Origin of the sequence: Azospirillum brasilense (assembly GCF_022023855.1) — a bacterium.
GTDB classification, from domain to species: domain Bacteria; phylum Pseudomonadota; class Alphaproteobacteria; order Azospirillales; family Azospirillaceae; genus Azospirillum; species Azospirillum brasilense_F.
Genome location: NZ_CP059449.1, coordinates 1,237,799 through 1,261,657, shown reverse-complemented (window position 1 = coordinate 1,261,657; position 23,859 = coordinate 1,237,799). Strand labels below are relative to the sequence as shown.

The following is a 23,859-nucleotide window of genomic DNA, read 5'->3' as shown; positions in this document are numbered from 1 at the left end:
GCGTCCTTTTGATTGCGCGGGGATTCGGAATGACCACTGGACAGGGTGACGAGGGAGCGATGCTCAGCAGGGGATTTTTGAAGGCGCAGGCTCTGCTTCTCCTCATCATCGGCCTTCCGGTGATCGTGGTGGTGGTTCTCCTCAACCCGCTGTGGAACGCCACGCTGCACCGTTTCGGCGTGCCGGAGGGGCCGGCGGCGGCGCTCGGCATGATCGTCACCATCATGGTGGTGATGGTCGTGCAATATTGGGTTCTGGAAACGCGGCGGACGATGGTCACGTCGCTGTTCAACTTCATTCCGCACGAACATCTGACCTTCGACGGCGAGACGCTGACGACGGACGAGGCCAACCGCCTGTTCGTCACCCTGCACCGGGATTCGGAGGACTGGCGCCGCCTGCTGCGCGACAACGGCATGGACGGCCCGCTGGACGAGTTCGGCAGCCTGTGCGCGGCCCGGCTGGCCTTCGCGCGCCGCCCCCAGGGCATTCCACCGGAGGCGGAGCGCGCCATCGCCGAGGTGCCGCAGGCGGTCGAACTGGCCAAGGTCCGCGTCGGCGGGGCGCTCGATCAGGCGGAGCGGGAGGTGCAGGCCCTGTGCGCCCGTCTGTCCGACACGCAGGACGCGGTGGCCGCCCTGGTCGGCTTCATCCGCGACAGCGGGGTGCAGATCGCCGGCCGCCACGACGACGCCCAGCGTTGCGCGACGGAAAACCACGCGCTTCTCGCCAACCTCCAGGAGCATCTGGACCGCCGCCGGGCGGAGGCGACCTCCGACCTGACGCGGTTCGAGCAGATCGTCGCGGAGTCCCGCGCGCTGGAGGATTCGGTCAACGCCATCACCCGCATCATGTCCGCCACCAACATGCTGGCGTTGAACGCCGCCATCGAGGCGACGCGGGCCGGGGAGTACGGCCACGGCTTCCGCGTGGTGGCGAACGAGGTGCGCGATCTGGCCCGCCAGTCGAACGAGGCCATCCAGGTGATCCAGAAGGGCATCGACCGCATGCAGCAGGCGATCGCCCAACAGATCGCCGGGCAGGACGCCCAGGCGAAGGTGGCCGCCGAGCACGCGCTGCTGTCCGATCTGGCCGACCGCCTGCAAAGCCTCAGCGCCGGCCAGCAGGACGTCGCCGGGCACGAGCGGCGGCTGATGGGCGAGTTGGACCGGCTGGGCGACTCCCTGGCCGACACGCTGGCCGGTTTCGCCGGGGACCTGCGCGTTCCCGAGGGGCTGCGGCGGGAGCTGGACGCGATCAGCGGCGGGCTGGCCCGGCTGAACGGGCTGGAGGAGGATCTGCGCGGCCTGTCCGCCATCCGGAAGCGCGCCGCCTGACCGACCTGTGCGCCGCGCCGCTCAGCGGTCGCCGCGCTCGGTCTCGACCATCGCCCGCGCGACGGCGTAGACCCCGGCGATCGCCCCGGCGGTGAACAGGGCCGCCCCCACCGCGCGGGTCAGGGAGCGGGCCGGCGCCGGGGCCGGAGGCATGCGCTTCCACACGGCCCAGGCTTCCTCCGGACGATCGGGATCGGCGATGCGCAGGGCGGCGAAGGCCTGCTCGGTCAGGCCGGGGTCGGTGTCGGGCAGCGGCGCCAGACGGCGTCCGGACGGTTTGTTCAACCGGTCGATGGCGGCCACCAGACGGCCGGTGGCGCGGACGGCGGCGGTCATCTCCGACGGGTCCACGCCCATATGCTCGGCCAGCAGGCGGTTGCGCACCGCGCCGATGGCGCTGGCGGTGCTGCGGTCGCCGGGCGGCGCCTCCACCGCCAGATCGCATTCCGTGTCGTAGCCCATGGAGCGGTTGTTCAGGTTGCTCGACCCGATGCGCAGCAGCCGGTCGTCCACCACCATCAGCTTGGAATGCACGACGATGCCGTTGCCGCCCTCGGTCAGCGGGGTCATGGCGCGCAGCCGCCCATGACGGTCGGCGGCGCGCAGCTCCTGAAGCACCACGCCGCGCGGCGTGTCCATGGCCATGCGGTCGAACCAGCTCGGGCTTTCCATGGGGACGACGACGACCACCTCCGGCCCGTCCGGCTCGTGCAGCCGCCGGGCCAGCGCCTCGGCCACGCGGAAGGAGGCGAAATATTGGTTCTCCAAGTAGATGCTGTGGCGCGCCTCGGCGATGGCGGCGAAGGTCAGCGCCTCGTTCTCGCGGACCGGACGGCCGACCAGACAGTCGGGAAGCGTGCGGGCAATGCCCACATCCGCGTCGGTGATCAGCGGGTGCAGCCCCTCCGGCCAGGGATCGGCGCCCCAATCCGAAACAACGTCCGGCGGCGGGGGCGGCAGCGCCTGCCCCGTGGCGTGGCTCCAGCGCTCGCGCGCCATCAGCCCCAGCGCGCGGGCGGCGGGGCCGTCCACCGCCATCATCACGTCGTGGCGCGGGGCGTGAAGCTCCCCGGTCGGCCAGCGGCGGCGCGGGTCGTTGTCGCGATGCTCGGGCGTGTCCCAGCGGTCGCCGGCCAGATCGATGCCGCCGCAGAAGGCCAGCGCGTCGTCGACCACCACCAGCTTCTGGTGCTGCGCCGCGCCCACCGGCAGGGCGTCGTCCAGTTCCAGTGTCAGCCGCGGGCCAGTGCGCCGATTCAGCCGCTCCAGCGGTCCGTGGGGATGCTCCAGCGAAATGGGGAACGGCATGTCCCACTTCAGCGCGTGGATCTGCAGCGACGGGCGGTGATGGATCAGGCGGGCAAGGAAATCGCCCAGCGTTTCCGGGTCGTGGGGGTCGAGGCGCATCCGCGGATCGATGTCCCAGCCGAGCAGGATCACCGACCGCCGCGCCCGCAGCAAGGCGGCGCGCACCGCCGCGAAGAAGGCGGCGCCGTCGACCAGCACGGCCACCCGGTCCGCCCGCTCGGTCCGCCAGCAGGTGGCGCCGGGGCGGAGGATGGGCCGCGCCCCGGCAAGGTCCGCCGCATCCCGATGTTCGCTCATTCCTGCCTCGACGTGCCGTAGCGGTGCTTGCGTCAACTCTTCCGGCGGCGGCCTGTTCCGCAAGGCGACCGGCTGCTCCGGAATCGCCCGGCATCCGCATCCGGGTGGGGGCGGACGGAACGCCCGGACGGCGGGCGGCCCGCCAAAAGATCGGACCAAAAGATTGGATGACCGTCCGGTTTCTCCGCAACGATGCGCCGGGCCTTCTGTTGGGGATGGGCGAATGGGGGACGGGCGCGCCGCAGGGCGCCGGACTGAAACCCCCGCCAGGAAGGCGCCCGGCCAAAGGGCGCCGCCACCAGATGGAGAGATGAGGATGCGTACCCTGTTGATCGCCGCCGCGTCGGCCCTCGCCCTGATGGCCGGCTCCGCCGTCGCCCAGTCGGGCGGCACCGCCGTGAGCCCGACCGTTCCCAGCACCACCACATCGCCGTCCACCGGCCTGAGCACCTCCGGCCCCGGCTCCACCCCGGGCAGCGTCACCACGCCGGGCACCGCCGGCTCGACCGGCACCATGAACACCCCGGGGACCACCGTGCCCGGTTCGTCGGGCAGCACCATGGGCAACGGCACCATGGGCAGCGGCTCGTCGGGCGGCACCTGGCAGGGCCAGACCACCGCGCCGTCGGGCCTGGGCAGCGCCACCAGCAGCAACCCGGCCCGCGACAACCAGACCGCGACCGGCACCCACTGCCCGCCGGGCACCCCGAATTGCGGCCCGGACGGCAGCAAGTAACGGCCTTCAAGCTTTGCAGCGAAGGGCGCGCCGGGACCTCCGGCGCGCCTTTTTTCGTTTCAGATTGCGGGCTCCGGCCTGATCGCAGCCGGTTCGCCGGCATCAACCACGGGAGGGGCCTCGATGGGGAAGCGCAGGACGAAGCAGGTGCCTCCACTCTTCTGGGCGCTCTCCTGGCCGCACTCCCGGCTTTCCACCCGGATGCTGCCGCGCAGGCGGGTGGTCATGATGTTGTAGACGATGTGCAGGCCGAGCCCGCTTCCCCCCTCGCCACGCCGCGTCGTGAAGAAGGGGTCGAAGACGCGCCCCAGATGCGCGGCGGGAATGCCGCAACCGTCGTCGCAAAAGCGCAGCTCGACCTCCTGCGGGGTGGGGCGGGTCACGGCGACGGTCAGCGTGCCGGCCCGCCCGTCCGGATAGGCGTGGACCACCGCGTTCATGGTCAGGTTGGTCAGGACCTGGAACAGAGCGCCGGGATAGCTGTCCACCCACAGGCCCGCCGGACAGTCGATCACCACGCGGTGGGGAGTCTGCTTCAGCCGCGGGCGTAGGCTGGTCAGCACGTCGTCCAGGTAGGCGGCCAGATCGACGCGGCGCCGCTCCTCGCTGGTCTGGTCCACGGCGGTCTGCTTGAAGCTCTGGATCAGCTCGGCGGCGCGGTTCAGGTTGCTCTCGATCAGCCGGCAGGCCTCCCCTGCTGTGGTCAGGTAGCCGGTGAAGTCGGCGCGGCGCAGCGTGTTGGCCTCGACCCCGCGGACCACCTTCCGGGTCTGGTCGGCCAAGTGGGTGATGCCGGTCAGGGCGATGCCCACCGGCGTGTTCACCTCATGCGCCACCCCCGCCACCATCCCGCCGAGCGAGGCCATCTTCTCCGCCTGGATCAGGTGGGCCTGGGTGTCGCGCAGGTCGGCCAGGGCGCTCTCGGCGCGCTGCTTGGCGGCCTCCGTCTCCTCCTCCGACCGCTTGCGCAGGGTGATGTCGTTGACGGCGATGAGGATGGCCGGCTCGTCCACGTCGTGGATCTCCACCGCGGAGATCATCGCCCAGAAGGGCCGCCCCCCGGCGGTGCGCATCTCCATCTCCAGATCGCTCGCCGCCCCCTGCTCGGCCACCAGACGGGACAGTCGGGCGGCGTCGGACGGGCGGACGAAGAAGCGCGCGTTGCGCGTCAGCGCCAGCCGCGGCCCCCCGGTCCCGAACAGCGCCTCGGCCTGCGGGTTGGCGAACAGGACGGCGTCGTCCGACCGCCGCGCGATCACGATGGGAAAGGGCGAGGCCGCCAGGATCGCACGCATCCGCTCCTCCCCCGCCTTCAGCGCCTCGGCATAGGCGTGGGTTTCCACCAGCGCCGTGCCGAACCGCTCCACGCTGGTGGAGATGGCCTGAAGCTCGGCGAAGAGGGCCGGCGGCAGGCGGACGGTCCGGCGCTCCTTCTGCACCATGGCCAACGCCTGCGAGGCGCGGCGGATCGGGCGAACCACATGAACGCGCAGCAGCACGTAGAGCACCGTCTGCACCGCCGAGGCGATGCCCAGCCCGACCAGCACGATCCACAGGCCGCTGCGCGCCTGATCGGTCAAGGTGTCGGCGATGCGCCGCGTGTTGGTCGCGGCGGCGTCGGTCAGGCTGCCGCTGAGGTCGTTCAGCACGCCGTGGGCGATTTCCGTCTCCAGCCCCATCAGCCCCGCCTCCGACAGGATGGTCCGGCGCAGGGTGAACAGCTCGCCCAGCCCGTCAAGGTCGCGCGCCGTGCGGGCCAGCGGCGCCCGGTCCCCCGGCTCCAGCGGGATCAGCGCGTTCACCACCGCGGCGGCGTGCTCGTGGAAGCGGGCGACCTCACCGGCGAGCTGTTCCGTGTCCGTCGCGATCAGGCCGGCGGCCAGCGCCTCCAGCGCGCGGTGGTAGGGCTCCTGCACCGCCAGGGGCGCGCCGGAGCGCAGCAGGCTGAGGAACGCCTCGTCCCCCTTGCGCTGCAGAGCGACGGCCCGGGCCGCCAGGGCGTCGATGGCGTCGGCCCGCTCCGCGGTGCGGCGGACCGCCTGGATGGCCTGCTCGAGCCGTTGCAGCAGTTCCGGGGCCGCCGCGTCCGCCGCGAAGCGTTGCGACACGCCCTCCACCTCGGCCAGAGCGCCGGCACGCTCCTCCGGCGAGCGGGAGCGCAGGACGGCCTCGGCGAGCTGGCCCATGCGGGCGGCGAAGACGGCGTATTGGTGCTGGCGGGCGATCTGGGGAACGATGGCGCGGTCCGCCTCCTCCGCGAGGTCGAGCACCCGGACGAAGGCGCCGCCCACCCCGAGCGTCAGCCCGGCCATCAGAAACGCCGTGGCCAGCGCGGTGATCATCGTCACCGTGTGCAGCCGAAGCCGCCGGCCCGTCTGTTTCTCCGTCACGCCCTTGCCCCTCCGCCGTTGCGGCGGCCCGATCGTTAGGCCCGATCGTTAGGATAACCGCTTCCGCGCGCGAGGGAAATGGTGGCACAACGAACAGTTAAGGAGCGGTTGCACAGAAGGAGCGATCACAAGGCCGCGGCGTCCTCCAGGCTGGCCGCACCGGCGGCGGTGGCGGCCAGGGTGCGGAACAGCGCCTGCTGGCGTTGGTCGGCGACCAGATATTCGGGATGCCACTGCACCCCGATCAGGAAGGGGTGGTGGATCGCCTCAATCCCCTGGACGATCCCCACCGTCTCGCGCGCCACCACGCGCAGGCCGTCGCCCAGCCGGTCCACCGCCTGATGGTGCAGGGCGTTGACCCGGCATTCGGCGATGCCCAGGATGCGGTAGAGATGGCTGCGCGGGTCGATGCGGATGCGCTTGCGCGGCAGGACGGTGCGCAGGCGCGGCGCCTCCTCGTACACTTCGTGGATGTCGGTGAGCAGCGAGCCGCCGCGGTGCACGTTGATCATCTGCGAGCCCCGGCAGATGCCCAGCACGGGAAGCCGCCGCGCCGCCGCGCCGTCCAGCGCGCACAGCTCCAACCGGTCGCGCTCCGGATCGATGCGCATCTTCGGGAGGGCGGTCTCGCCGTAGAGGGCGGCATCGATGTCGTCGCCGCCGCCGACCACCAGGCCGTCCAGCCGCTCGATGGGAAAGGGGTCGCGCGCCGTGATGCGCACCGCCCGCGCCCCGGCGCGGCGCAGCGCCAGACGGTTCGCCCACCAGGCGATGCGGCTGCCGTGCACCGACGCGGTGACTCCGATCAGGGGGCGTCCCCTTGCGATGAAGGCGGCCATGTCGCCCCCGTCAGACGGCAAGCCGCCGGCCCGCCTCGGCGGCCCAGCCGTCCAGCGCCTTGCGCACGGCGAAGGCGCGGAAGTCAGCCCCCAGAGCGTCGAGCCGGTCGCGGTCCGCCGCCAGGTCCTCCACCGCGACCCAGCGGTTCCAATCCTGGGCCAGACTCCAGTCCGGGTCGCCCAGCCGGGCGTTCGGCAGACGGTAATGGAAGGTCGGGCGGGGCCGCACATGCGGGTCGTTCAGCTTGGCCGCCATCGTCTCCGGGGCGAGATGGGCGAACAGCGGAAACAGGTCCAGCTCGCGGTTGCGGGTTGGATTGGCCTCCAGATAGTCGCCGATCAGCCCGTCGAGGTCGGGACGGTAGGCGGGATCGACCACCTTCACCGCGTAGTCCGTCGGGAAGGCGGCGATGAAACCGGTCAGGCGCCGGGTCGGGTCCACGCGGATCTCGCGGCGCAGCCAGGGGGCCAGCAGCAGAAAGGCCTTCAGATGGTCCAGCACATACGCGCCGTCGGTGCGCGCCACCTGCGGGTTCAGGTGCAGGCCGAAGGCGAACAGCGGGCTGGCGTCCGTGCCGGCGGCCCCCTGGGCGCTCAGGGCGGTGAACAGCGGTTCCAGTTCGGCCAGCCGGGCGATGGGAATGGGCGGGGCGGCGATCTCGAAGGGCATGACGAGGCTGCCGATGTTGCCCCACCAGGGCCGCAGCGCCTCCACCACGCCATCCACCGCCTTGCCCACCGCTTTTCCCAGCGGACCGGCGTCGCCGTCTTCCGCATTGCCGGCCTCCGGCTTGCCCGGATGCGCGGAGCGCATGTCCAGCTCCACCGCGAAATCGCCCAGCCGCGTGCCGGTCACCCGGCAGCGGTGCGGACTCTCCGGCTCCAGCGCGCCGCCGTAAAGGCCGCGCACCACCGCCGCCGCGGACGGGGCGTCAAGGTTGGCGAATTCGACCTCCACGCCGACCGTGCGCGGGGCGCCGTCCGTCGTGGTGGAATGGGGGGGCGTGCGGAATGCGGTGTCCATGGCGCCCGTTCAACACGGCGCGCGGCATGGCGGTTCCCCGCCGCCCTCATCACTATTCCGGCTGCGGCCCGGGTCGGCCGGCACCGTCGTCCGTCGCCGCCCGCGGCAGATAGAGCGTGACGGTGGTGCCGGCCCCGACCGTGCTGGTCACCGTGACCGTCCCGCCCGACTGCCGGGCGAAGCCGAAGACCTGGCTGAGCCCCAGCCCGGTCCCCTTGCCATCTGGCTTGGTGGTGAAGAAGGGTTCGAAGATGCGGCGCAGATGCTCCGGCGGGATGCCGGTTCCGGTGTCGCGGACGGCCAGCGCCACGAAATCGCCGGTCAGGCCGGTGTCGTCGCTCCGCCGCCCCGACAGGGCGCGGTTTTCCGCCATGACGGTCAGCGCGCCACCCTCCGGCATGGCGTCGCGCGCGTTCACCGCCAGATTGAGCAGCGCCACCTCCATGGCGTCCGGATCGGCGATGATCGGCCAGAGGTCGTCCGGAACGATCAGGACGGTGCCCACCGCGCTGCCGGCGGAGCGCGCCAGCAGGGCCTCCAAAGACGCCTTGCGGCTCTGAAGGCGGAAGGGCACCGGCTCATAGACGCTGCGCCGGCCGAAGGCGGCCATCTGCCGCATCAGCGCCTGCCCGCGCGCCACGGCACCCTCGATCTCGGGCAGCACGCGGGCGATGCGCTCCGGATCGTCGGGACGGCTGCGGATGGCGGCGATGCCGCTCATCACCACGGTCAGCAGATTGGCGATGTCATGGGCGACGCCGCCGGTCATGCGGCCCAGGGCCTCCAGCCGCAGACTTTCCTCCCGCGCCGCCTCCTGGCGGCGGCGCAGCCGCAACTCGCGGGCGAGGAGCAACAGGAAGGCGCCGGCCATCAACAGGCTGGCCAACGTCCCCGCCCCGGCCAGCCACAGCGCGTTGGAGACCGGTGCCCGATAGGCGTCCTGGGGGATGGCGAAGTGAACCGACCACCCGTAGTCGGGCAGCGAGCGGAAGGCGACCACCGTCGGCGCGCCCTCCAGGCTCATTCCCTCATAGACGCCGCTGCCGGCGGCGCGGCGGGCGCGGAGCGCGTTTTCGCTGGCGTGGCGCCCGATCATGTCCGCGTCGCCGCCGGCCCGTGCCACCAGACGCCCTTCAGCGTCTATGACCGCAGCGATCCAGCCCGTCGGCAGGCTGTTACCGAACAGCAGGCTCTGGAATGCCTCCGGCATCACCACCGCCGAGAGGACGGCGACCGGCGCGCCGTTGCGCGTCACCGGAACGCGGATGGGGAAGGCGTAGCCGCCGCGCGGGCCGCGCAGGATCGTACCGACCGCCGGCTTGCCCGTCTCCACCACGCGCCGATGGCTGTCCATCTCCAGCACCCTGCCCCGGACACCGCCCACCAGGAAGGGAGCGTCGACCAGCCGGTTGCCCTCGACATCGCTGAGGACGATGGTCGACCACAGGGGAAGCGCGCTCTGCACCCGCTCGGCGTATTCGAAGAAGGTCACGGCGTCGAGTTCGCGGCCCGCGGCCAGACCGTCCAGCAGGGGCGACGCCGCCACCGCCTTCAGCGCGTCCGTCTGCGCGGACAACTCGCGGTCCACAAGGGCCGACAGGCGGTCCACAAGGGCGACGGCGTTGGCTTCCATCGCGCTCTGCTGCCCGCGCAGCCAGGCGCCGCCGAGAACCGCGGACAGGACAACCAGCGGCAGCAGCGCGGCCAGCACCAGAAGAACCAGCGGACGATGATGGGACTTCAAGGGCAAGCGGGTCTTCCGGAGCGGCGAGGTGTGCACTGTAGCACGCCCCTGCTCCTCTGGAAGTGGGTGATCCGGTTCAGCGGCGGCATGCTTTCCGCATTCACCATGGGTTGTGGCAGACACGCACATCCACCCAAGGTAACGCTTCGCCAAAGAGTTGCAGAGAAATATTTCCTGGACGCCGCGCAGGAATCGCGGCGGACGCGCGTCCAATCCGGCATCCGCAACCCGCCCCGTCCAGACCGAACTCCGTCCGCACGGCGGAGTCCGGCACAGGACGAAGGAGAACGCCATGTCCATCTCAAGCGTGACGTCATCGGCCATGTCCGGCATCGCCCAGCAGCGGGCCGCCGGACCGGGCAAGGACATCCGCGACGGCATGCATCAGTTGAAGGACGCCGTAAAATCCGGTGACCTCGATTCGATCCAGAGCGCTTATGATTCGCTGTCCAAACTGCAAAGCCAGAGCGGTTCGGCGTCCGACGCCAACTCCCCCCTCAACAAGATGCTGACCGCCGTGGGCGACGCGCTGCAGACCGGAGACGTCTCGCAGGTCCAGCAGGCCTTCGAGGCGAACGGTCCGAAGGGCGCCAAGGGACAGGGCGGCCCCGGCGGTGCTGGCGGTCCGCCTCCCGGTCCGCCGCCGGGCGGCGCGGATGGGCCGCCGGACGCGATGAAGGACGCCATGGGCAGTCTGTCGCAGGCTCTGCAATCCGGCGACCTGTCGGCCGCGCAGGAGTCCGTCTCGTCGCTGCTTTCCTTCCTGCAGGAGACGTCGGACGACAACGCGTCCTCCTCGTCATCCTCCTCCTCGTCGGTGGCCGACCTGTTCAAGACAGCCCTGCAAAGCATGAGCGGCGCGCTTCAGTCGGGTGATCTGTCCGGCGCGCAGAAGGCTTTTTCATCCCTGGCGCCGCGCGGTTCGCAGGGCGTGGACACGCTGGCCTGATCCGCCACGACGCACCGGGTGCCTTGTCTTGGAGACACCCGGTGCCGACCTGCGTCGGCTCCCCCATCGAAAGGACTGGTGATTACCTCCTTCGATAACAGAATTCCAAAAATTTTAGGAGAACTTCAGAAGTAAATCTTCAACGCCACGATCCAAACTACCCCTTTATTGCCCGCAGGAACCCTGTAAGTTGCCGGCCTGAAAGAAAATAAATCCTGCTCATTAACTGCGATTTAACCATGCAAAGGTTATTCGGAACACAGGCGAAACGATAGCGGACTTTTGGTTCCGGCTGCTTTCCCGCCCGATGGGAGCCTGTGACACGATGACCTTGCTGGCCCGCCTTTTCCTCCTGGTGCTTCTGGCCGTCCTGCCGGCCCTGGGCATCCAGGCCTACAGCGTGTTCCAGTTCCGTGCGGAACGCGCCGAGGAAGTCGCGGCCCAGGCCCAACGGCTGCTGCATCTGGTCGAGGGAGAGCAGGCGCGGATCGTCGACGGCGCGCGACTGATGGTCACCTCCATCGCGGAATCGGCCGCTCTGCGGTCCGGCGACTATGCCCAATGCCAGGCCCATCTGATCCGGTTGGCCCAACGCGCCCCCGAATACCGCAACCTGACCGTCCTGGACCGCGACGGCGCCGTTCTGTGCAGCGCCATCCCCAGCAGCGCCCCCGCCGCCGTCGACCTTCCCTACGTCCGCCGCGCGTTGGAGGAAGGCCGCTTCGTCGTCGGCGAATGGACGACTCCCGGCCCGGCGGCGGAGCCCGGCACCGCCATGCTGCCCTTCGCCGTTCCCTTCCGCGACGAGGCCGGCACGGTCGCCGGGGTAGTGACGCTCGGCCTCGACCTGCCCTGGCTGGCCACCAACTTCGCGGCGCGCCCCCTGCCCGAGAACGCCAGCCTGCTGGTCACCGACCGCAACGGCACCATCCTGGTCAAGCTGCCCAACGGCATCGCCCAGCGCGGCGAGCGCGTGCCGCAGCCCTATATGAATCTGCTGGGCGAACCGCGCGGCGGCGTCATCACCCTGCCGGGAATGGACGGGGTGGCGCGGGTGCTCGCCTATTCGCCGTCCCGCCAGGGCACGCGCGACCTGTTCATCAGCGTCGGACTCGACCACACCGCCGTGGCCGGCACCATCGACCGTGCCACCCGCCAGGGCCTGCTGATGACGCTGACCGGGCTGCTGGTCGCCATCCTGGCCGCCTGGATCGGCGGCACCCTGTTCATCCGCCGCCCGGTCGAGGCGCTGATCCGCGCCACCCAGGGGTGGAGCGCCGGCAACTCCAGCGCGCGGGCCGGTCTGGTGGACCGCAAGTCGGAGATCGGCCAGCTCGGCCGCGCCTTCGACGCCATGGCCGAGACGCTGGAGGCCCGCGAGCGCGCGCTGCGCGGTTCGGAGGAGCATCTGCGCGCCGTCCTGGACGCCCTGCCGACCTTCGTCGGAGTGCTGAGCCCGACGGGCGACGTGCTTCAGGTCAACCAGACCGCCGTCCAGGCGTCCGGCCTGCCGGTCGAGCAGATCGTCGGCCACCCCTTCCACGAGGCCTGCGGGCGCGCCTTCGCCGGGGCCGCGGGCGACCGCCTGCGCACGGCGGTGGAGCGCGCCGCCCACGGCGACTCCGCGCGCTTCGACGCGCCGGTGCGCATCGCCGGAGACCGCGCGGCGATCATGGAGATGCGGGTTACCCCGATGCGCGGAGCCGAGGGGCGGATCACCCACCTGATTGTCTCGGGCATCGACATCACCGAGCGCAAGTCCACCGAGGAGGCGCTGCGCGTCGCCAACGAGCGCTTCCGCACGGCGCTGCGCAACTCCGGCGTCGTGGTGTTCAACCAGGATTGCGCCCTGCGCTACACCTGGATGCACAACCCGGCGCTCGGCTACACGGCGGAACGCGTCGTCGGCAAGACCGACTTCGAGGTGTTCGAGGACGCCGCCGACGCCGAAGCCCTGACCGCCATCAAGCGCCGCGCGCTGGACACCGGCGAGGGCGTGCGCGAGGAGGTCCGCATCCGCCACGCCGGGCAGGACCATTTCTACGACATGACCATCGACCCGCTGCGCGGCCCTGACGGCGCGCTGGCCGGCATCACCTGCGCCGCCGTCGATGTGACCGGCCGCAAGCAGGCCGAGGCCGACCTGCGCCGCGCGCGGGAGGAGGCGGAGCAGGCCGCCGCCGGCAAGTCGAAGTTCCTGGCCGTGGCCAGCCACGACCTGCGCCAGCCCGTGCAGTCGCTCTACCTCTTCGCCGCCGCGCTGGGCGACCGCCTGCAGGGCCACCCCAGCCTGCCGCTGCTCGACAACATGCGCCAGGCGCTGGACACGCTGAAGGGCCTGCTGGACGGCCTGCTCGACATGTCGCGGCTGGAATCCGGCAAGATCGCCGCCAACCCGGCGGAGGTCCGGCTGGGTCAGGTCCTGGGCCGTCTGGTCGCCGAATACGCGCCGCGCGCCGCCCAGAAGGGGCTGGAGCTGCGCGCCGTCCCGACGCGGGCCTGGGTGCGCACCGACCCGTCGCATCTGGAGCGCATCCTGCGCAACCTGATCGAGAACGCGCTGCGTTACACCCGCCAGGGCCGCATCCTGATCGGCTGCCGCCGCAGCGGCCCCGACCGGCTGCGCGTCGAGGTGTGGGACAGCGGCGTCGGCATTCCCGCCGACCGGCTGGAGGACATCTTCGAGGAGTTCACCCAGATCCAGGGCAGCGGCGACCGCGGGCTGGGCCTCGGCCTCGCCATCGTCAAGCGCCTGTCGAAGCTGCTCGACCACCGCGTGCGCGTGCGCTCGAAGGAGGGGATCGGCTCCGTCTTCTCGGTGGAGATGCCGCGCGTCGTCGTGGAGAGGCCCCGCGCCGCCGTCCCGCCGCCCGCCATGGACCTCTTCCGGCAGGCCGCCAACGACTGCGCGACCAAGGGCATGGTGCTGGTCATCGACGACGAGGCGATCATCCTGCTCGGCCTGAAGGCGATGCTGGAGGGCTGGGGCTACAGCGTGCTGACCGCGCGGTCGGGCGATCAAGCGCTGGAACGGTTGCGCGCCGACGGGCGCCGTCCGCAGATCGTGCTGGCCGACTATCAACTCCAGCAGGGGCGGACCGGTCCGGAAGCGCTGGCCGCGGTGCAGGGTCTGGTCGGCAAGGACGTGCCGGGCATCATCCTGACCGGCGACACCGCCCCGGAACGGCTGGACGAGGCCCGCCGCAACGGCTTCAGCATCCTGCACAAGCCGGTCTTCCCCAACGACCTGCGCAAGATGATGGCCAACGCCGGAGCGGCGTAAACGGCCGAAAGACGTGCGGCGTCAGCGCCGCCGGACGATCCGCCGCCACAGCGGCACCGGGCGCTCCTCCTCGGCCTTCTCCGCCAGCCACTGGTCGGCCAGTTCGCGCACCTGCCAGCCGCCCAGGTAACGGTCGCAGTCGATGGCGCTGTACAGCCGCACCTTGTCCCGGCCGAGTCGTTCGAAATAGTCCAGCGTCCGCTGGCGGTCCATCGCGTTCATCGGCGGGTTCATCGGGTCCATGGAGCGCATCCTGTCCGGCCTCCCCTCTGTGGTGCCCAAAAGAACGGCATACACCCGTCGCGGTTTGTTCAGTTGGTATATGGATTGGGCACGCAAGCATCCCAATAAGCCTTTGGTTGCAAGGGCTTCCATTCGCACCATCCGACGAAGGTCAGGTCTGCGGCCAAGGTGGTGCCCATCCCTTCCCACCCACCCCACAGGCGTGCACAATGCGGCACACGGATGCGTGGGCGGCGGGCCGCCGCCCGGCGCGATCAAAAGACACCTTCAGAACCGGGAGCGGGGGATCATGAGGAAGACGTCGTGGATGGCCGGAGCCCTTGCGGCGGCCGTCGCCGGGCTGTGCGCGGTTTCGGCCTCGGCGCAGACCAAGGTGACCGTGGCGATGAGTGGCTGGACCGGCTTCGCGCCGATCACGCTGGCCAAGGAGACCGGCATCTTCAAGAAGAACGGCATCGAGGTCGAGATCAAGAAGATGCCGACCTCCAACCGCCACCAGGCGATGGCGGCGGGCGAGGTGCAGGCGATCACCACCACGGTGGACACGCACCTGCTCTACGCCTCCTCCGGCGTGGACGTGACGCAGGTCCTGGTGCTCGACAGCTCGCACGGCGGCGACGGCATCGTCGTGCGCGACGCGATCAACGGCCTCGCCGACCTGAAGGGCAAGCAGGTGGCCGTGCAGTATGGCGGCGTGCCGCAGTTCTGGCTGGCCTATGTGCTGAAGAAGAACGGGTTGTCGATCGGTGACGTGCAGACCGTCAACCTCCAGCCGTCCGACGCCGCCAACGCCTTCGTCGCCGGCCAGTTCGACGCCGCCGTGACCTACGAGCCGTACCTGTCCAAGGTGCGCGAGGCCAACGGCAAGATCATCGTCACGTCGGACCAGACGCCGGGCGTCATCATCGACACGCTGGCCTTCCAGCCCGACTACATCCAGAAGAACCCGAAGGTCGTGAAGGCCTTCGTCGACAGCTGGTTCGAGGCGCTGGACGCGATCAAGCAGGACGAGAAGAAGGCCTTCGAGATCATGGCCCGCGACGTCAACCAGACGCCGGAGCAGTTCGCCTCCTCCGCGAAGACCGTGCTGTGGTACGACAAGGCCGGCAACGTCGAGTATCTGACCAAGACCATGCCGACCTTCATCAAGGAGGTCCAGGACGTGATGCTGGAGGCCAAGCTGATCCGCAAGGCGCCGCCGAGCCTGGACAGCATGACCGACACGTCCTTCGTGAAGTAAAGTCTTGCCCCCACCCCAGCCCTCCCCCGCCTTCGGCAAGGGAGGGAGCTATCCCCTCCCCTGCGCAGCGGGGGAGGGTTAGGGTGGGGGCCCGTGTTTTCATAAGATTCCGACAACGGTCCACCAATCCCATGTCCCCCCTCTTCACTCCGCTGAAGCCGGTCGCTCCGGCGCTGCGCACGGTGCTGGGCATCGCCTGCTTCGTGCTGTTCTTCCTGGGCTGGGGTATCGCCACCTACGGCGGCTTCGTGAAGCCGCTGTTCCTGGCCTCGCCCGGCGACACGCTGACGGCGGGCATCGCGCTGTTCCGGGAGTTCGGCTTCGCCGAGGACATCGCCGTCACGGTCTGGCGCGTCTTCGCCGGCTTCGTCATGGCCGCCGCCCTGGCGGTGCCGCTGGGCATCCTGATGGGGGCCTTCAAGCCGGTGGAGGCCTTCTTCGAGGCCTTCGTGTCCTTCGCCCGCTACCTGCCGGCCTCGGCCTTCATCCCGCTGCTGATCCTGTGGGCGGGTGTGGGGGAGCTGCAGAAGATCCTCGTCATCTTCATCGGCTCTGTCTTCCAGCTCATCATCATGGTGACGGTCATCGTGTCGGGCATCCGCAGCGATCTGGTGGAGGCCGCCTACACGCTGGGCGCCAAGCGCGACGGCGTGGTGCTGCGCGTCCTGCTGCCCGCCGCCTCGCCGCAGATCTTCGAGGCGCTGCGCCTCGTGCTCGGCTGGGCATGGACCTACGTGATCGTGGCGGAGTTGGTGGGCGCGTCGCGCGGCATCGGCCACATGATCATCGACGCCCAGCGCTTCCTCGACACCGGGCAGATGATCTTCGGCATCTTCATCATCGGCGTGATCGGCCTGATCACCGACCTGCTGTTCCGGGCGCTCAACGCCCGTCTCTTCCCGTGGGCCAAAGGACGATAAGCGCCGGCCATGAGCAAGCTGTCCATCCGCAACGTCGAGAAGACCTTTCCCAGCCGCAACAGCACGGCGCCGACCCGCGCGCTGATGCCGACGAGCCTGGAGGTCGCCGACAACGACTTCATCACCATCCTGGGGCCATCGGGCTGCGGCAAGTCCACGCTGCTGCGCATCGTCGCCGGTCTGGAGACACCGAGCGCCGGCGAGGTGCTGCTGGAGGGCAAGGCGGTGTCCGGCCCCGGCCCGGACCGCGGCATGGTGTTCCAGTCCTACACGCTGTTCCCCTGGCTGACCGTGCGCGACAACGTCTGCTTCGGCCTGCGCGAGCGCGGCCTGCCGCGGGCAGAGCAGTTGGCGATCGCCGACCGCTTCCTGGCCCAGGTCGGGCTGAAGGGATTCGAGAACCACCACCCGGCCCAGCTGTCCGGCGGCATGCAGCAGCGCACGGCGCTGGCCCGCGCGCTGGCGAATGATCCGAAGATGCTGCTGCTCGACGAGCCCTTCGGCGCGCTGGACCACCAGACGCGCGAGCTGATGCAGGAGCTGCTGCTGGGCATCTGGGAGGCCGACCGCAAGACGGTGATGTTCGTCACCCACGACATCGACGAGGCCATCTTCATGGCCAGCCGCGTCGTGGTGATGTCGGCCCGCCCCGGCCGCATCAAGTGCGACATCCCCATCGAACTGCCGCACCCCCGGTCCTACAAGGTCAAGACCACCCCGGAGTTCGCCGCCTACAAGGAACGGCTGACCGAGGAGATCCGTGTCGAGACCATCAAGGCCGTGACGATGGAGCGCTGACGCGGCACCCTTCCGGACCGGAACATGCAAAAGAGCGGCGCTTGCGGGCGCCGCTCTTTCGTTTTCTCACCACCGGATCAGAGCTGGCGACCGGTGTTCACAACCAGATCGGACAGGGCGACGCCGGCGCGCTCCGCGTCCGACGCGAGGGAGCGCTGACAGCTCCAATGCATCCGTCCTTCGATTTCGAGCATCCGGCCCTGGCGCTTCACCACCCACACGCCGGTGGTCGCCATATGGATGACGCGGGCCAACGGCTCCCCGCCGGAGACTGGGCGGGGCTGGGACGTGGATTGGGCAACCGCCGGAACCGCCGCCGGAACAGCTGGATGAATCGCCGCATCCGAACGTTCAAAGGCCGGCGCGCAAGGATGGACACGGACCGGCTGCAGCGGATGCCGTTCGCGGCGATCACTCGGACGGCTCGCCGGGGGAACGGCAAGGGCCTGCAGCCTGGAAAGATGCAGCATGGGGGGCATCCTGGGACGTTTCCGATGAGCCTGCGCCTACCATGTGACGCAGATCGTTAGAAGACTGAACTTTCCATGCAACTTTGGTGATGTAAAGAGGAAACGCGCCCAAATCAGTGCAACGTTTCAACGCGGCATGATGGTAAACAAGCAATAACCAGAAAATTATTAAAGTTTTTCATTGGAGCCTGCATGCTGTTCCCATTAGCTTTGCTGAACGACCCCGCACACCTATCTTAGAGAGAGGGAAAGAAGGCGAAATCACCCTATTAGGGATGGTTTTTATGCCTTTCGTCCCGGAATAGTCACACGCAGACGTGTGTTCATTCCGTAAGCATGCGACGCAAGCGCAGGCTTGGCCGCTGGCTCCCGAGGCTGGCGGCACCCAAGAATGCAGGGAAAAAAAACGGGTAGGATCATGGTGAAGAAACTGGCAGTGATCGTGGTTGGCGGCCTTGTTCTGACGGGCTGCTCAAACCTCAGCCACCGCGAACAGCGCACGCTGTCGGGCGGCGCCATCGGCGCCGCGGGCGGTGCCGCGGTCGGCGCCCTGACGGGGGGCAGCGCCGTGATGGGCGGTGTGATCGGTGGCGCGGCCGGCGCCGCGGTGGGAGCCCTGACCTCCAACAACGGCAAGCACCGGTAAACACCGGTTTCACAACGGGGATCAGGCCGCCGGACCAGTGTCCGCGGCCACCCCACACGCCTGCGCGCCCTCAATGTCAGGGCTTTAGCAGACTTCTGATTTCTTAGGGAAGGTGTTGGAGCGGGTGAAGGGAATCGAACCCTCGTCGTAAGCTTGGGAAGCTTCTGCTCTACCATTGAGCTACACCCGCGCGCCGCATGTTTATAGGCGACGCTTTCGCCGCTTTCAAGCGGTTCGAGCATGCCACAGGCGGGATTCGGCAAGTTCCCGCGAGGAAGCGGCGAAAACCGACACCAGCGGCGAGATCAGTCGCGGAAACAAGGCGGTGCCGCCGGCCTCCTGCCGAACGTCCTCGTTCGCGGGCACCCCGTAGCCCTCGTCCACCGTCGGGGCGGCCACCATGCCGGCAGCACCGGCCAAGGCGCCGGGGACCAGTTCCAGGCCGAGGAAACGGTCGAGATCCACCGGACCCGGCAGCGCCATGTCCAGCGTCAGCTCCCGCGTGAAGCCGAACCGTGCGTAATAGGGCGCGTCACCGACCAGGATCACCGCCCGGTGACCCAGCGCCGCCGCCTTGTTCAAGCTCATCCGGATCAGTTTGCTGCCAAGCCCGCCGCCCTGCAGCCGGTCCGACACCGCGATCGGGCCGAGCAGGAGCGCCGGCACCGTTCCGCCGACGGTCACCGGCCAGTAGCGGATCGTGCCCTCCAGAATCTCGTTGCCCAGTTCGTCATGCTCGATGGCGACGAAGCCGAGCTCCGGGATCGGGGCGACGCCCTCCCGCAGCTTGTAGGCGGTCTTCTTGAAACGATCCGGGCCGAAGGACCGGTCGAGCAGGGCTTCGATCGCCGCGTCGTGCCGCGGCTCTTCCAGGGAGATCATCATGTCAAGGGGGCTTCCCGGCAGAAAGACTGTGGTCGGAGGCGGATCGCGCCGCCGCGCCGGGGGAGCGCCGGATCAGTGCCGGCGGAGACCCGAAGCGTCCGCACGCGACCCAAAGACGGCCGCAACCGCGCGCAGCGCGGCGTGGCGTCGTCGTCGGATGCTGATGCTGTGCGGACGAGACATGGGCAAGGCTCTTCGGCCGTTGCAGGGACCTCGCATATAACACCAGCCGACAGGGGGTTCAAGCGATCGTGAAAGGGCCGGAAGCGGCCCGTTGCGCATGGCTTCCCGGTGTGTCCTGCATGCATCGCCGCGGCCCCGCCCCGCTGCTTCGGGGCATCCGGAGGGGGTGTCCCCCGCTCCACCACTGGACAGGCGCTTTCCCCCACCCCTATTCTCAGGACTGGGAGTGCCGCCATGTACACGAAAGTCACCCGCGCGATCCGCGTCACCGTCCAGCCGGTCTTTCTCGACGAGCAGTCCATGCCCGCCGAAAGCCGCTATGTCTGGGCCTATCACGTCCGGATCGAGAACGAAGGCCAGGAAACCGTCCGGCTGCGCACACGCTATTGGCACATCACCGACGCGCTGGGGCGCGTGCAGGAGGTTCGCGGGCCGGGCGTGGTGGGCGAACAGCCGGTGCTGGAACCCGGCGGCAGCTTCGAATACACCAGCGGAACGCCGCTTCCCACGCCATCCGGGATCATGGTCGGCTCCTACCGCTTCGAAACGGGCGGCGGCGAGGCCTTCGACGTGGCGGTCCCCGCCTTCTCGCTCGACAGCCCGCACCAGCCCCGCCAACTGAACTGACGCCGGGCGCATGACAGGCGCCCGACGGCCGGCATTGAAAAACCACCGGGCGCGTGCAACCAATCGCCGCAGCACGCGCTGAAAGGCTGCGCCCGGCGCCTTGACTGTGGGGCCATCGAACCCACTTGCGCCATACTCCGCCCTGCGGCCTGCCGGCTTTCTCGAAAATCCCGGTGATCCGGGCGAGCAGTGGGCCGTATTCATACCTGACTTGCCGGCTCCGGCATTGTGTGCCGCGGCGACGGCCCGCATGTGATCAGAACCTGTTTGACCAGGAATCGAAAGGCTTCGCCCCGTGACGGCTTCCAAGACTCCGCACGCCGACAATGTCCTCCGCGGCCCCGGCCACCCCGCCGGCACCGGCCATGGCGAGATCGCGCGCCCCACCCGTGCCGAGGCCGAGGATGCCGTCCGCACACTGATCCGCTGGGCCGGCGACGATCCGGCGCGTGAGGGTCTGGTGGGTACGCCGGACCGGGTGGTCCGCTCCTACGAGGAGTTCTTCGCCGGTTACGCCATCGACCCGGAGGAAATCCTCGCGCGCACCTTCGAGGAGACCGACGGCTACGACGAGATGGTCGTCCTGCGCGACATCCGTCTGGAGTCCTACTGCGAGCACCACATGGTGCCGATCATCGGCAAGGCGCACGTCGCCTACCTGCCCCGGCAACGGGTCGTCGGCATCTCCAAGCTGGCGCGGCTCGTCGAGGCCTATGCCAAGCGCCTGCAAATCCAGGAGAAGATGACGGCGCAGATCGCCAACGCCATCGATCAGGTGCTTCAGCCCGAAGGCGTCGCCGTGGTGATCGAGGCGCAGCACCAGTGCATGACCACCCGCGGCGTGCACAAGACCGGCGTCACCATGGTGACCAGCCGGATGCTGGGCGCCTTCCGCAGCGACCCGTCCACCCGACGGGAGTTCCTGTCGATGATCGGCAATCCCGGCTCGCGCGCCGAATGACGCGTCGCTGCGTCAATCGGCGCGGATGCCGTGCTGGCGCAGCAGGCTGTAGAGCGTCGGGCGGCTGACCCCGAGCAGGCGGGCCGTCGCCGACAGGTTGCCGCCGGAGCGGGCCAGCGTGTCGAGCAGGGCGCGCCGCTCCGTCTCGTCACGCAGGACGCGCAGGGTCGGCGGGGCGTCCCCTGTGGCCAGCCGGCGCCCTTCCAGCTCCAGGTCGGCGCGCTGGAAGGCGCGCTGCACCACCCCGGCCAGCTCCTGCGCGTCGATCGGCTTGCCGCACACCTCGTGGGCGCCGCGGGCCACCGCGCGCACCGCCAGCACCCGTTGGTCGCGCGGGGCGAGCGCGATGACCTTGATCGACGGCGCCTCCCCAAGGATCAGCGACAGGACGTCCAGACCGTCGCCGCCTTCGCGCGGCGACTCGTCGAGCCGCGCCAGATCGACCGACAGGGCGACCACCGGGGGCCGGTGCGCCCGCACCGCCTCCAGCGCGTCCGCCACGCCGCCCGCGGCCACGATCCGGCACACCGGCAAGGCGTCCTGGACCCGAACCTCCAGGGTGGGATCGTCATCGACGACAAGCAGCGTGCGTGGGACCATGATTCTCCAACTCTCCGACCGGGGAACGGGCCGGCGGTCAGAATCGCGGCAGGCGCCCCGTCTGTCCAAGGCGCGTTGGCATGAACACCGGCGCAATTTGGGCAAAATTGCGTCGTCGAAAGGGGTGCACCGCGGCGTTGCGCCCTCCCCTCCGTCCCCCTCTCCCCCTCGCTGGGGCGGTCTGCTAAGCTCCCGGCATGAAAGGGCGAATCCGCGCCTGGGGAGCAAGGTCGAGATGGCGGCGAAGGTCACACCGGCGGTGAACGCGGCGAAGGCGGCAGGGATGGCCCACCGCCTGATGGAGTATGAGTACGACCCCTCGGCGGACGCCATCGGCCTGCACGCCGCGGCGGCCATGGGGCTGGACCCGGCGGTGGTCTACAAGACGCTGATCGTCCAGCTGGAGCCGAAGGCGCTGGCCTGCGTCGTCATCCCCGTCGCGGCGAAGCTGGACCTGAAGGCGCTGGCCGCCGCCGCCGGGGCCAAGAAGGCCGATCTCGCCGACCCCGCCCTGGCGGAGCGCACCACCGGCTACATGGTCGGCGGCATCAGCCCGCTGGGCCAGCGCAAGGCCCTTCCCACCTTCATCGATTCCAGCGCCGAGACCCTGCCGGAAATGGTCGTCAACGGCGGGCGGCGCGGCCTGCAGATCGCCCTGGCCCCGGCGGATCTGGCCCGCGCCACCAAGGCCGTGGTGCGACGGATCGTGGTGCAGTAGGCGAAACAGGCGGAAGCCGTCAGCGCCGGGCGCCGGTCCACAGGGTTCCCAGCCCGGCGGCAGCGATCAGCCCCCCGCCCAGCAACACCGCGGACGACGGGCTTTCGCCCCACCATAGGAAGCCGATGGCCGCCGAGGCCGCAATCCCCAGATAGTCGATGGGCGCCAGCAGCGCCGCCGGCGCTCGGCGGAAGGCGGCGGCGTTCAGCAGAATGGCCGCCCCCGCGGCGAAACCCAGCAGCAGGAAGACCGGCAGATCCGCCGGCTCGGGCATCCGGAAGCCGGTCAGCAGGGCCGCCGGGGCGGTCAGCAGGCACCCAGCCAGCACGAAGACCAGCCCGGTGGCCGCCGGCCCGTCGGCCTGGGCCGTCCGCCGGGTCGCCAGGATGCAGACCGCGTTGAGGAAGGCCATGACGAGCATGGCGAGGCTCCACGGCTCCAACCGCGTCGGCGGGGCGATCAGGAAGACCCCGGCCATCCCCAGCGCGACGCAGACGGCGGAGGCCGCCCCCACCCGTTCCCCGATGGCCGGGCCGGACAGCAGCACCACGAACAGGGGCGCCGCGTAGGACAGGGCGACCAGATCGGCGAAGGGCAGATGCTGGGTCGCCGCGTAGAAGATCAGCGCGGCGCCGACGCCGCTCAGCGCCCGCACCGCGTGGCCGCCGGGCCGGGTGACGGACAGGGCACGCCGCCCGGCCATCGCAAAAGCCGCCACGGCGACCACCGGCAGCGACAGCAGGAAGCGCAGGAAGAGAACCTCCGCCGCGCCGTAGCGGGCGCCGAGTTCGCGGGCCAGCGCCCCGGCGGTCAGCACCAGGGCGAGCGACGCCGCCATCAGCAGCGCCGCCCCCGCGATGCCGAACCGCCTTTCCACGCCCGCGAAGACAGTCAGGCACTTCGCACCCGTCGGGGCGGGCAGAACAGTCCGCTCAGCGGGCGGAACGTTCAAGCGTCGCGCACTCCCTCAGGAACTCCTCACGCAGCTCGCGCGATTCCAGCATCTCGCCGTGGAAGGAGCTGTTGACCATGCGGCTGTCATGGCCGGCGCGCACGCCGCGGTGGGTCTTGCACATGTGAACGGCGCTGATGCGCACGGCCAGCCCGCGTGGCCGGGTGGCCTCGACGATGAAGTTGCCGATCTGCTTGACCAGTTCCTCCTGGATCTGGAAGCGGGCTGCGAAATGGTCGACGATCCGGTCGTACTTGGACAGGCCCAGGATGTTCCCGCCCTTGGCCGGCAGGATGCCGATAAAGGCCGTGCCGTAGATCGGCATCAGATGGTGCGCGCAGGTGGAACGCACGGCGATCGGACCAGTGACGATCAGATGGTCGAATTCCTCGGCGTTCCGGAATTCGGTCAGTTCGGGCGCCGCCGTGAAACGGCCCTTGAGAAGCTCGCGCACCAGCATCTTGGCGACGCGGCGCGGCGTGTCGCGGGTGTTGTGGTCGTTGCGGTGGTCGATCCGCAGCACGTCGAGCAGTTCTTCGACCTTCCGCGCCGCGGCGTCGATCATGGCCGCCTCGCCCGCGGCGTCCAGCGGCGTGTCGAGCGCCTCGTTCGAGCGGCGCGCCTCCATCGCCTCCTGCACGAGGGCGAGAACATTTGCCTGCACCGTCATAAAACCCGATCCCTTCTTTGCTTTGCTTATTTCCGGCAA

General features: G+C 69.7%; 22 protein-coding genes and 1 tRNA gene. 11 read left to right on the top strand and 12 right to left on the bottom strand.

Annotation, left to right across the window (positions count from 1 at the left end; all coding sequences use genetic code 11):
* Nucleotides 1-29 precede the first annotated feature (29 nt).
* A complete protein-coding gene (locus H1Q64_RS06005) occupies nt 30-1,337 on the top strand; it encodes a methyl-accepting chemotaxis protein (protein ID WP_237904776.1) in 1,308 nt (435 codons plus the stop codon).
* 21 nt (nt 1,338-1,358) lie between these two features.
* On the opposite strand, the gene H1Q64_RS06000 is transcribed toward H1Q64_RS06005, so the two are convergent.
* Nucleotides 1,359-2,942 carry a phospholipase D-like domain-containing protein gene (locus tag H1Q64_RS06000; RefSeq protein WP_237904775.1) on the bottom strand — a complete coding sequence of 528 codons (1,584 nt, stop codon included), beginning with the start codon at nt 2,940-2,942 and terminating at the stop codon, nt 1,359-1,361.
* Nucleotides 2,943-3,258: 316 nt separating this feature from the next.
* Here H1Q64_RS06000 and H1Q64_RS05995 point away from each other — a divergent pair, with 316 nt between their 5' ends.
* The gene (locus H1Q64_RS05995; protein ID WP_237904774.1) at nt 3,259-3,678 is read left to right on the top strand and encodes a hypothetical protein; all 420 of its coding nucleotides are present in this window, start codon (nt 3,259-3,261) and stop codon (nt 3,676-3,678) included.
* Between the two features lie 59 nt (nt 3,679-3,737).
* Here H1Q64_RS05995 and H1Q64_RS05990 read toward each other — a convergent pair whose 3' ends face one another.
* The 4 genes from H1Q64_RS05990 to H1Q64_RS05975 form a co-directional block, all read right to left on the bottom strand.
* Complete coding sequence (locus H1Q64_RS05990; protein ID WP_237904773.1) at nt 3,738-6,068, bottom strand: ATP-binding protein; 2,331 nt, start codon at nt 6,066-6,068, stop codon at nt 3,738-3,740.
* 125 nt (nt 6,069-6,193) lie between these two features.
* Entirely contained in the window at nt 6,194-6,907 is a 714-nt protein-coding gene (locus H1Q64_RS05985; protein WP_237904772.1) for a gamma-glutamyl-gamma-aminobutyrate hydrolase family protein, read from the bottom strand.
* 10 nt (nt 6,908-6,917) lie between these two features.
* Nucleotides 6,918-7,931, bottom strand: coding sequence for an amidoligase family protein (locus H1Q64_RS05980; RefSeq protein WP_237904771.1), 1,014 nt, complete (start codon nt 7,929-7,931; stop codon nt 6,918-6,920).
* A gap of 52 nt (nt 7,932-7,983) precedes the next feature.
* On the bottom strand, nt 7,984-9,681 hold the full coding sequence (locus H1Q64_RS05975) for an ATP-binding protein (RefSeq protein ID WP_237904770.1): 1,698 nt from the start codon (nt 9,679-9,681) through the stop codon (nt 7,984-7,986).
* A 286-nt stretch (nt 9,682-9,967) separates the two neighbouring features.
* On the opposite strand from H1Q64_RS05975, the gene H1Q64_RS05970 reads away from it, so the two are divergent.
* Complete coding sequence (locus H1Q64_RS05970) at nt 9,968-10,624, top strand: hypothetical protein (RefSeq protein WP_237904769.1); 657 nt, start codon at nt 9,968-9,970, stop codon at nt 10,622-10,624.
* Between the two features lie 325 nt (nt 10,625-10,949).
* The gene (locus H1Q64_RS05965; protein WP_237904768.1) at nt 10,950-13,907 is read left to right on the top strand and encodes a PAS domain-containing protein; all 2,958 of its coding nucleotides are present in this window, start codon (nt 10,950-10,952) and stop codon (nt 13,905-13,907) included.
* 21 nt (nt 13,908-13,928) lie between these two features.
* Here H1Q64_RS05965 and H1Q64_RS05960 read toward each other — a convergent pair whose 3' ends face one another.
* Complete coding sequence (locus tag H1Q64_RS05960; protein ID WP_237904767.1) at nt 13,929-14,150, bottom strand: hypothetical protein; 222 nt, start codon at nt 14,148-14,150, stop codon at nt 13,929-13,931.
* A gap of 289 nt (nt 14,151-14,439) precedes the next feature.
* On the opposite strand from H1Q64_RS05960, the gene H1Q64_RS05955 reads away from it, so the two are divergent.
* The 3 genes from H1Q64_RS05955 to H1Q64_RS05945 all read left to right on the top strand — a co-directional run bounded on the left by H1Q64_RS05955 (nt 14,440) and on the right by H1Q64_RS05945 (nt 17,108).
* On the top strand, nt 14,440-15,390 hold the full coding sequence (locus H1Q64_RS05955; RefSeq protein ID WP_237904766.1) for an ABC transporter substrate-binding protein: 951 nt from the start codon (nt 14,440-14,442) through the stop codon (nt 15,388-15,390).
* 131 nt (nt 15,391-15,521) lie between these two features.
* Nucleotides 15,522-16,310, top strand: a complete 789-nt coding sequence (locus H1Q64_RS05950; RefSeq protein WP_038529855.1) for an ABC transporter permease — start codon at nt 15,522-15,524, stop codon at nt 16,308-16,310.
* 9 nt (nt 16,311-16,319) lie between these two features.
* A complete protein-coding gene (locus tag H1Q64_RS05945; RefSeq protein ID WP_237904765.1) occupies nt 16,320-17,108 on the top strand; it encodes an ABC transporter ATP-binding protein in 789 nt (262 codons plus the stop codon).
* A 77-nt stretch (nt 17,109-17,185) separates the two neighbouring features.
* On the opposite strand, the gene H1Q64_RS05940 is transcribed toward H1Q64_RS05945, so the two are convergent.
* Nucleotides 17,186-17,578 carry a hypothetical protein gene (locus H1Q64_RS05940; protein ID WP_237904764.1) on the bottom strand — a complete coding sequence of 131 codons (393 nt, stop codon included), beginning with the start codon at nt 17,576-17,578 and terminating at the stop codon, nt 17,186-17,188.
* Between the two features lie 418 nt (nt 17,579-17,996).
* On the opposite strand from H1Q64_RS05940, the gene H1Q64_RS05935 reads away from it, so the two are divergent.
* On the top strand, nt 17,997-18,224 hold the full coding sequence (locus H1Q64_RS05935; protein ID WP_014238634.1) for a YMGG-like glycine zipper-containing protein: 228 nt from the start codon (nt 17,997-17,999) through the stop codon (nt 18,222-18,224).
* Nucleotides 18,225-18,340: 116 nt separating this feature from the next.
* Here H1Q64_RS05935 and H1Q64_RS05930 read toward each other — a convergent pair.
* Nucleotides 18,341-18,414 (bottom strand) — tRNA-Gly (locus H1Q64_RS05930).
* Nucleotides 18,415-18,449: 35 nt separating this feature from the next.
* The gene (locus tag H1Q64_RS05925; RefSeq protein ID WP_237904763.1) at nt 18,450-19,109 is read right to left on the bottom strand and encodes a GNAT family N-acetyltransferase; all 660 of its coding nucleotides are present in this window, start codon (nt 19,107-19,109) and stop codon (nt 18,450-18,452) included.
* Nucleotides 19,110-19,526: 417 nt separating this feature from the next.
* On the opposite strand from H1Q64_RS05925, the gene apaG reads away from it, so the two are divergent.
* Together apaG and folE (H1Q64_RS05915) are read left to right on the top strand one after the other, a co-directional pair.
* Entirely contained in the window at nt 19,527-19,919 is a 393-nt protein-coding gene (gene apaG, locus H1Q64_RS05920; RefSeq protein ID WP_014238636.1) for a Co2+/Mg2+ efflux protein ApaG, read from the top strand.
* 295 nt (nt 19,920-20,214) lie between these two features.
* Nucleotides 20,215-20,880, top strand: a complete 666-nt coding sequence (folE, locus tag H1Q64_RS05915) for a GTP cyclohydrolase I FolE (RefSeq protein ID WP_014238637.1) — start codon at nt 20,215-20,217, stop codon at nt 20,878-20,880.
* Between the two features lie 12 nt (nt 20,881-20,892).
* Here folE (H1Q64_RS05915) and H1Q64_RS05910 read toward each other — a convergent pair whose 3' ends face one another.
* Entirely contained in the window at nt 20,893-21,480 is a 588-nt protein-coding gene (locus H1Q64_RS05910; RefSeq protein ID WP_237904762.1) for a helix-turn-helix domain-containing protein, read from the bottom strand.
* 235 nt (nt 21,481-21,715) lie between these two features.
* On the opposite strand from H1Q64_RS05910, the gene ybaK reads away from it, so the two are divergent.
* Nucleotides 21,716-22,198 carry a Cys-tRNA(Pro) deacylase gene (ybaK, locus tag H1Q64_RS05905; RefSeq protein ID WP_103040437.1) on the top strand — a complete coding sequence of 161 codons (483 nt, stop codon included), beginning with the start codon at nt 21,716-21,718 and terminating at the stop codon, nt 22,196-22,198.
* Between the two features lie 19 nt (nt 22,199-22,217).
* Here ybaK and H1Q64_RS05900 read toward each other — a convergent pair whose 3' ends face one another.
* Both H1Q64_RS05900 and folE (H1Q64_RS05895) read right to left on the bottom strand, forming a co-directional pair.
* Nucleotides 22,218-23,150, bottom strand: a complete 933-nt coding sequence (locus tag H1Q64_RS05900; RefSeq protein ID WP_237904761.1) for a DMT family transporter — start codon at nt 23,148-23,150, stop codon at nt 22,218-22,220.
* Nucleotides 23,131-23,820: a GTP cyclohydrolase I gene (gene folE, locus H1Q64_RS05895; protein WP_237904760.1), complete on the bottom strand. Its 690-nt coding sequence runs from the start codon at nt 23,818-23,820 to the stop codon at nt 23,131-23,133. The genes H1Q64_RS05900 and folE (H1Q64_RS05895) overlap by 20 nt, the downstream gene beginning before the upstream one ends.
* Nucleotides 23,821-23,859 lie beyond the last annotated feature (39 nt).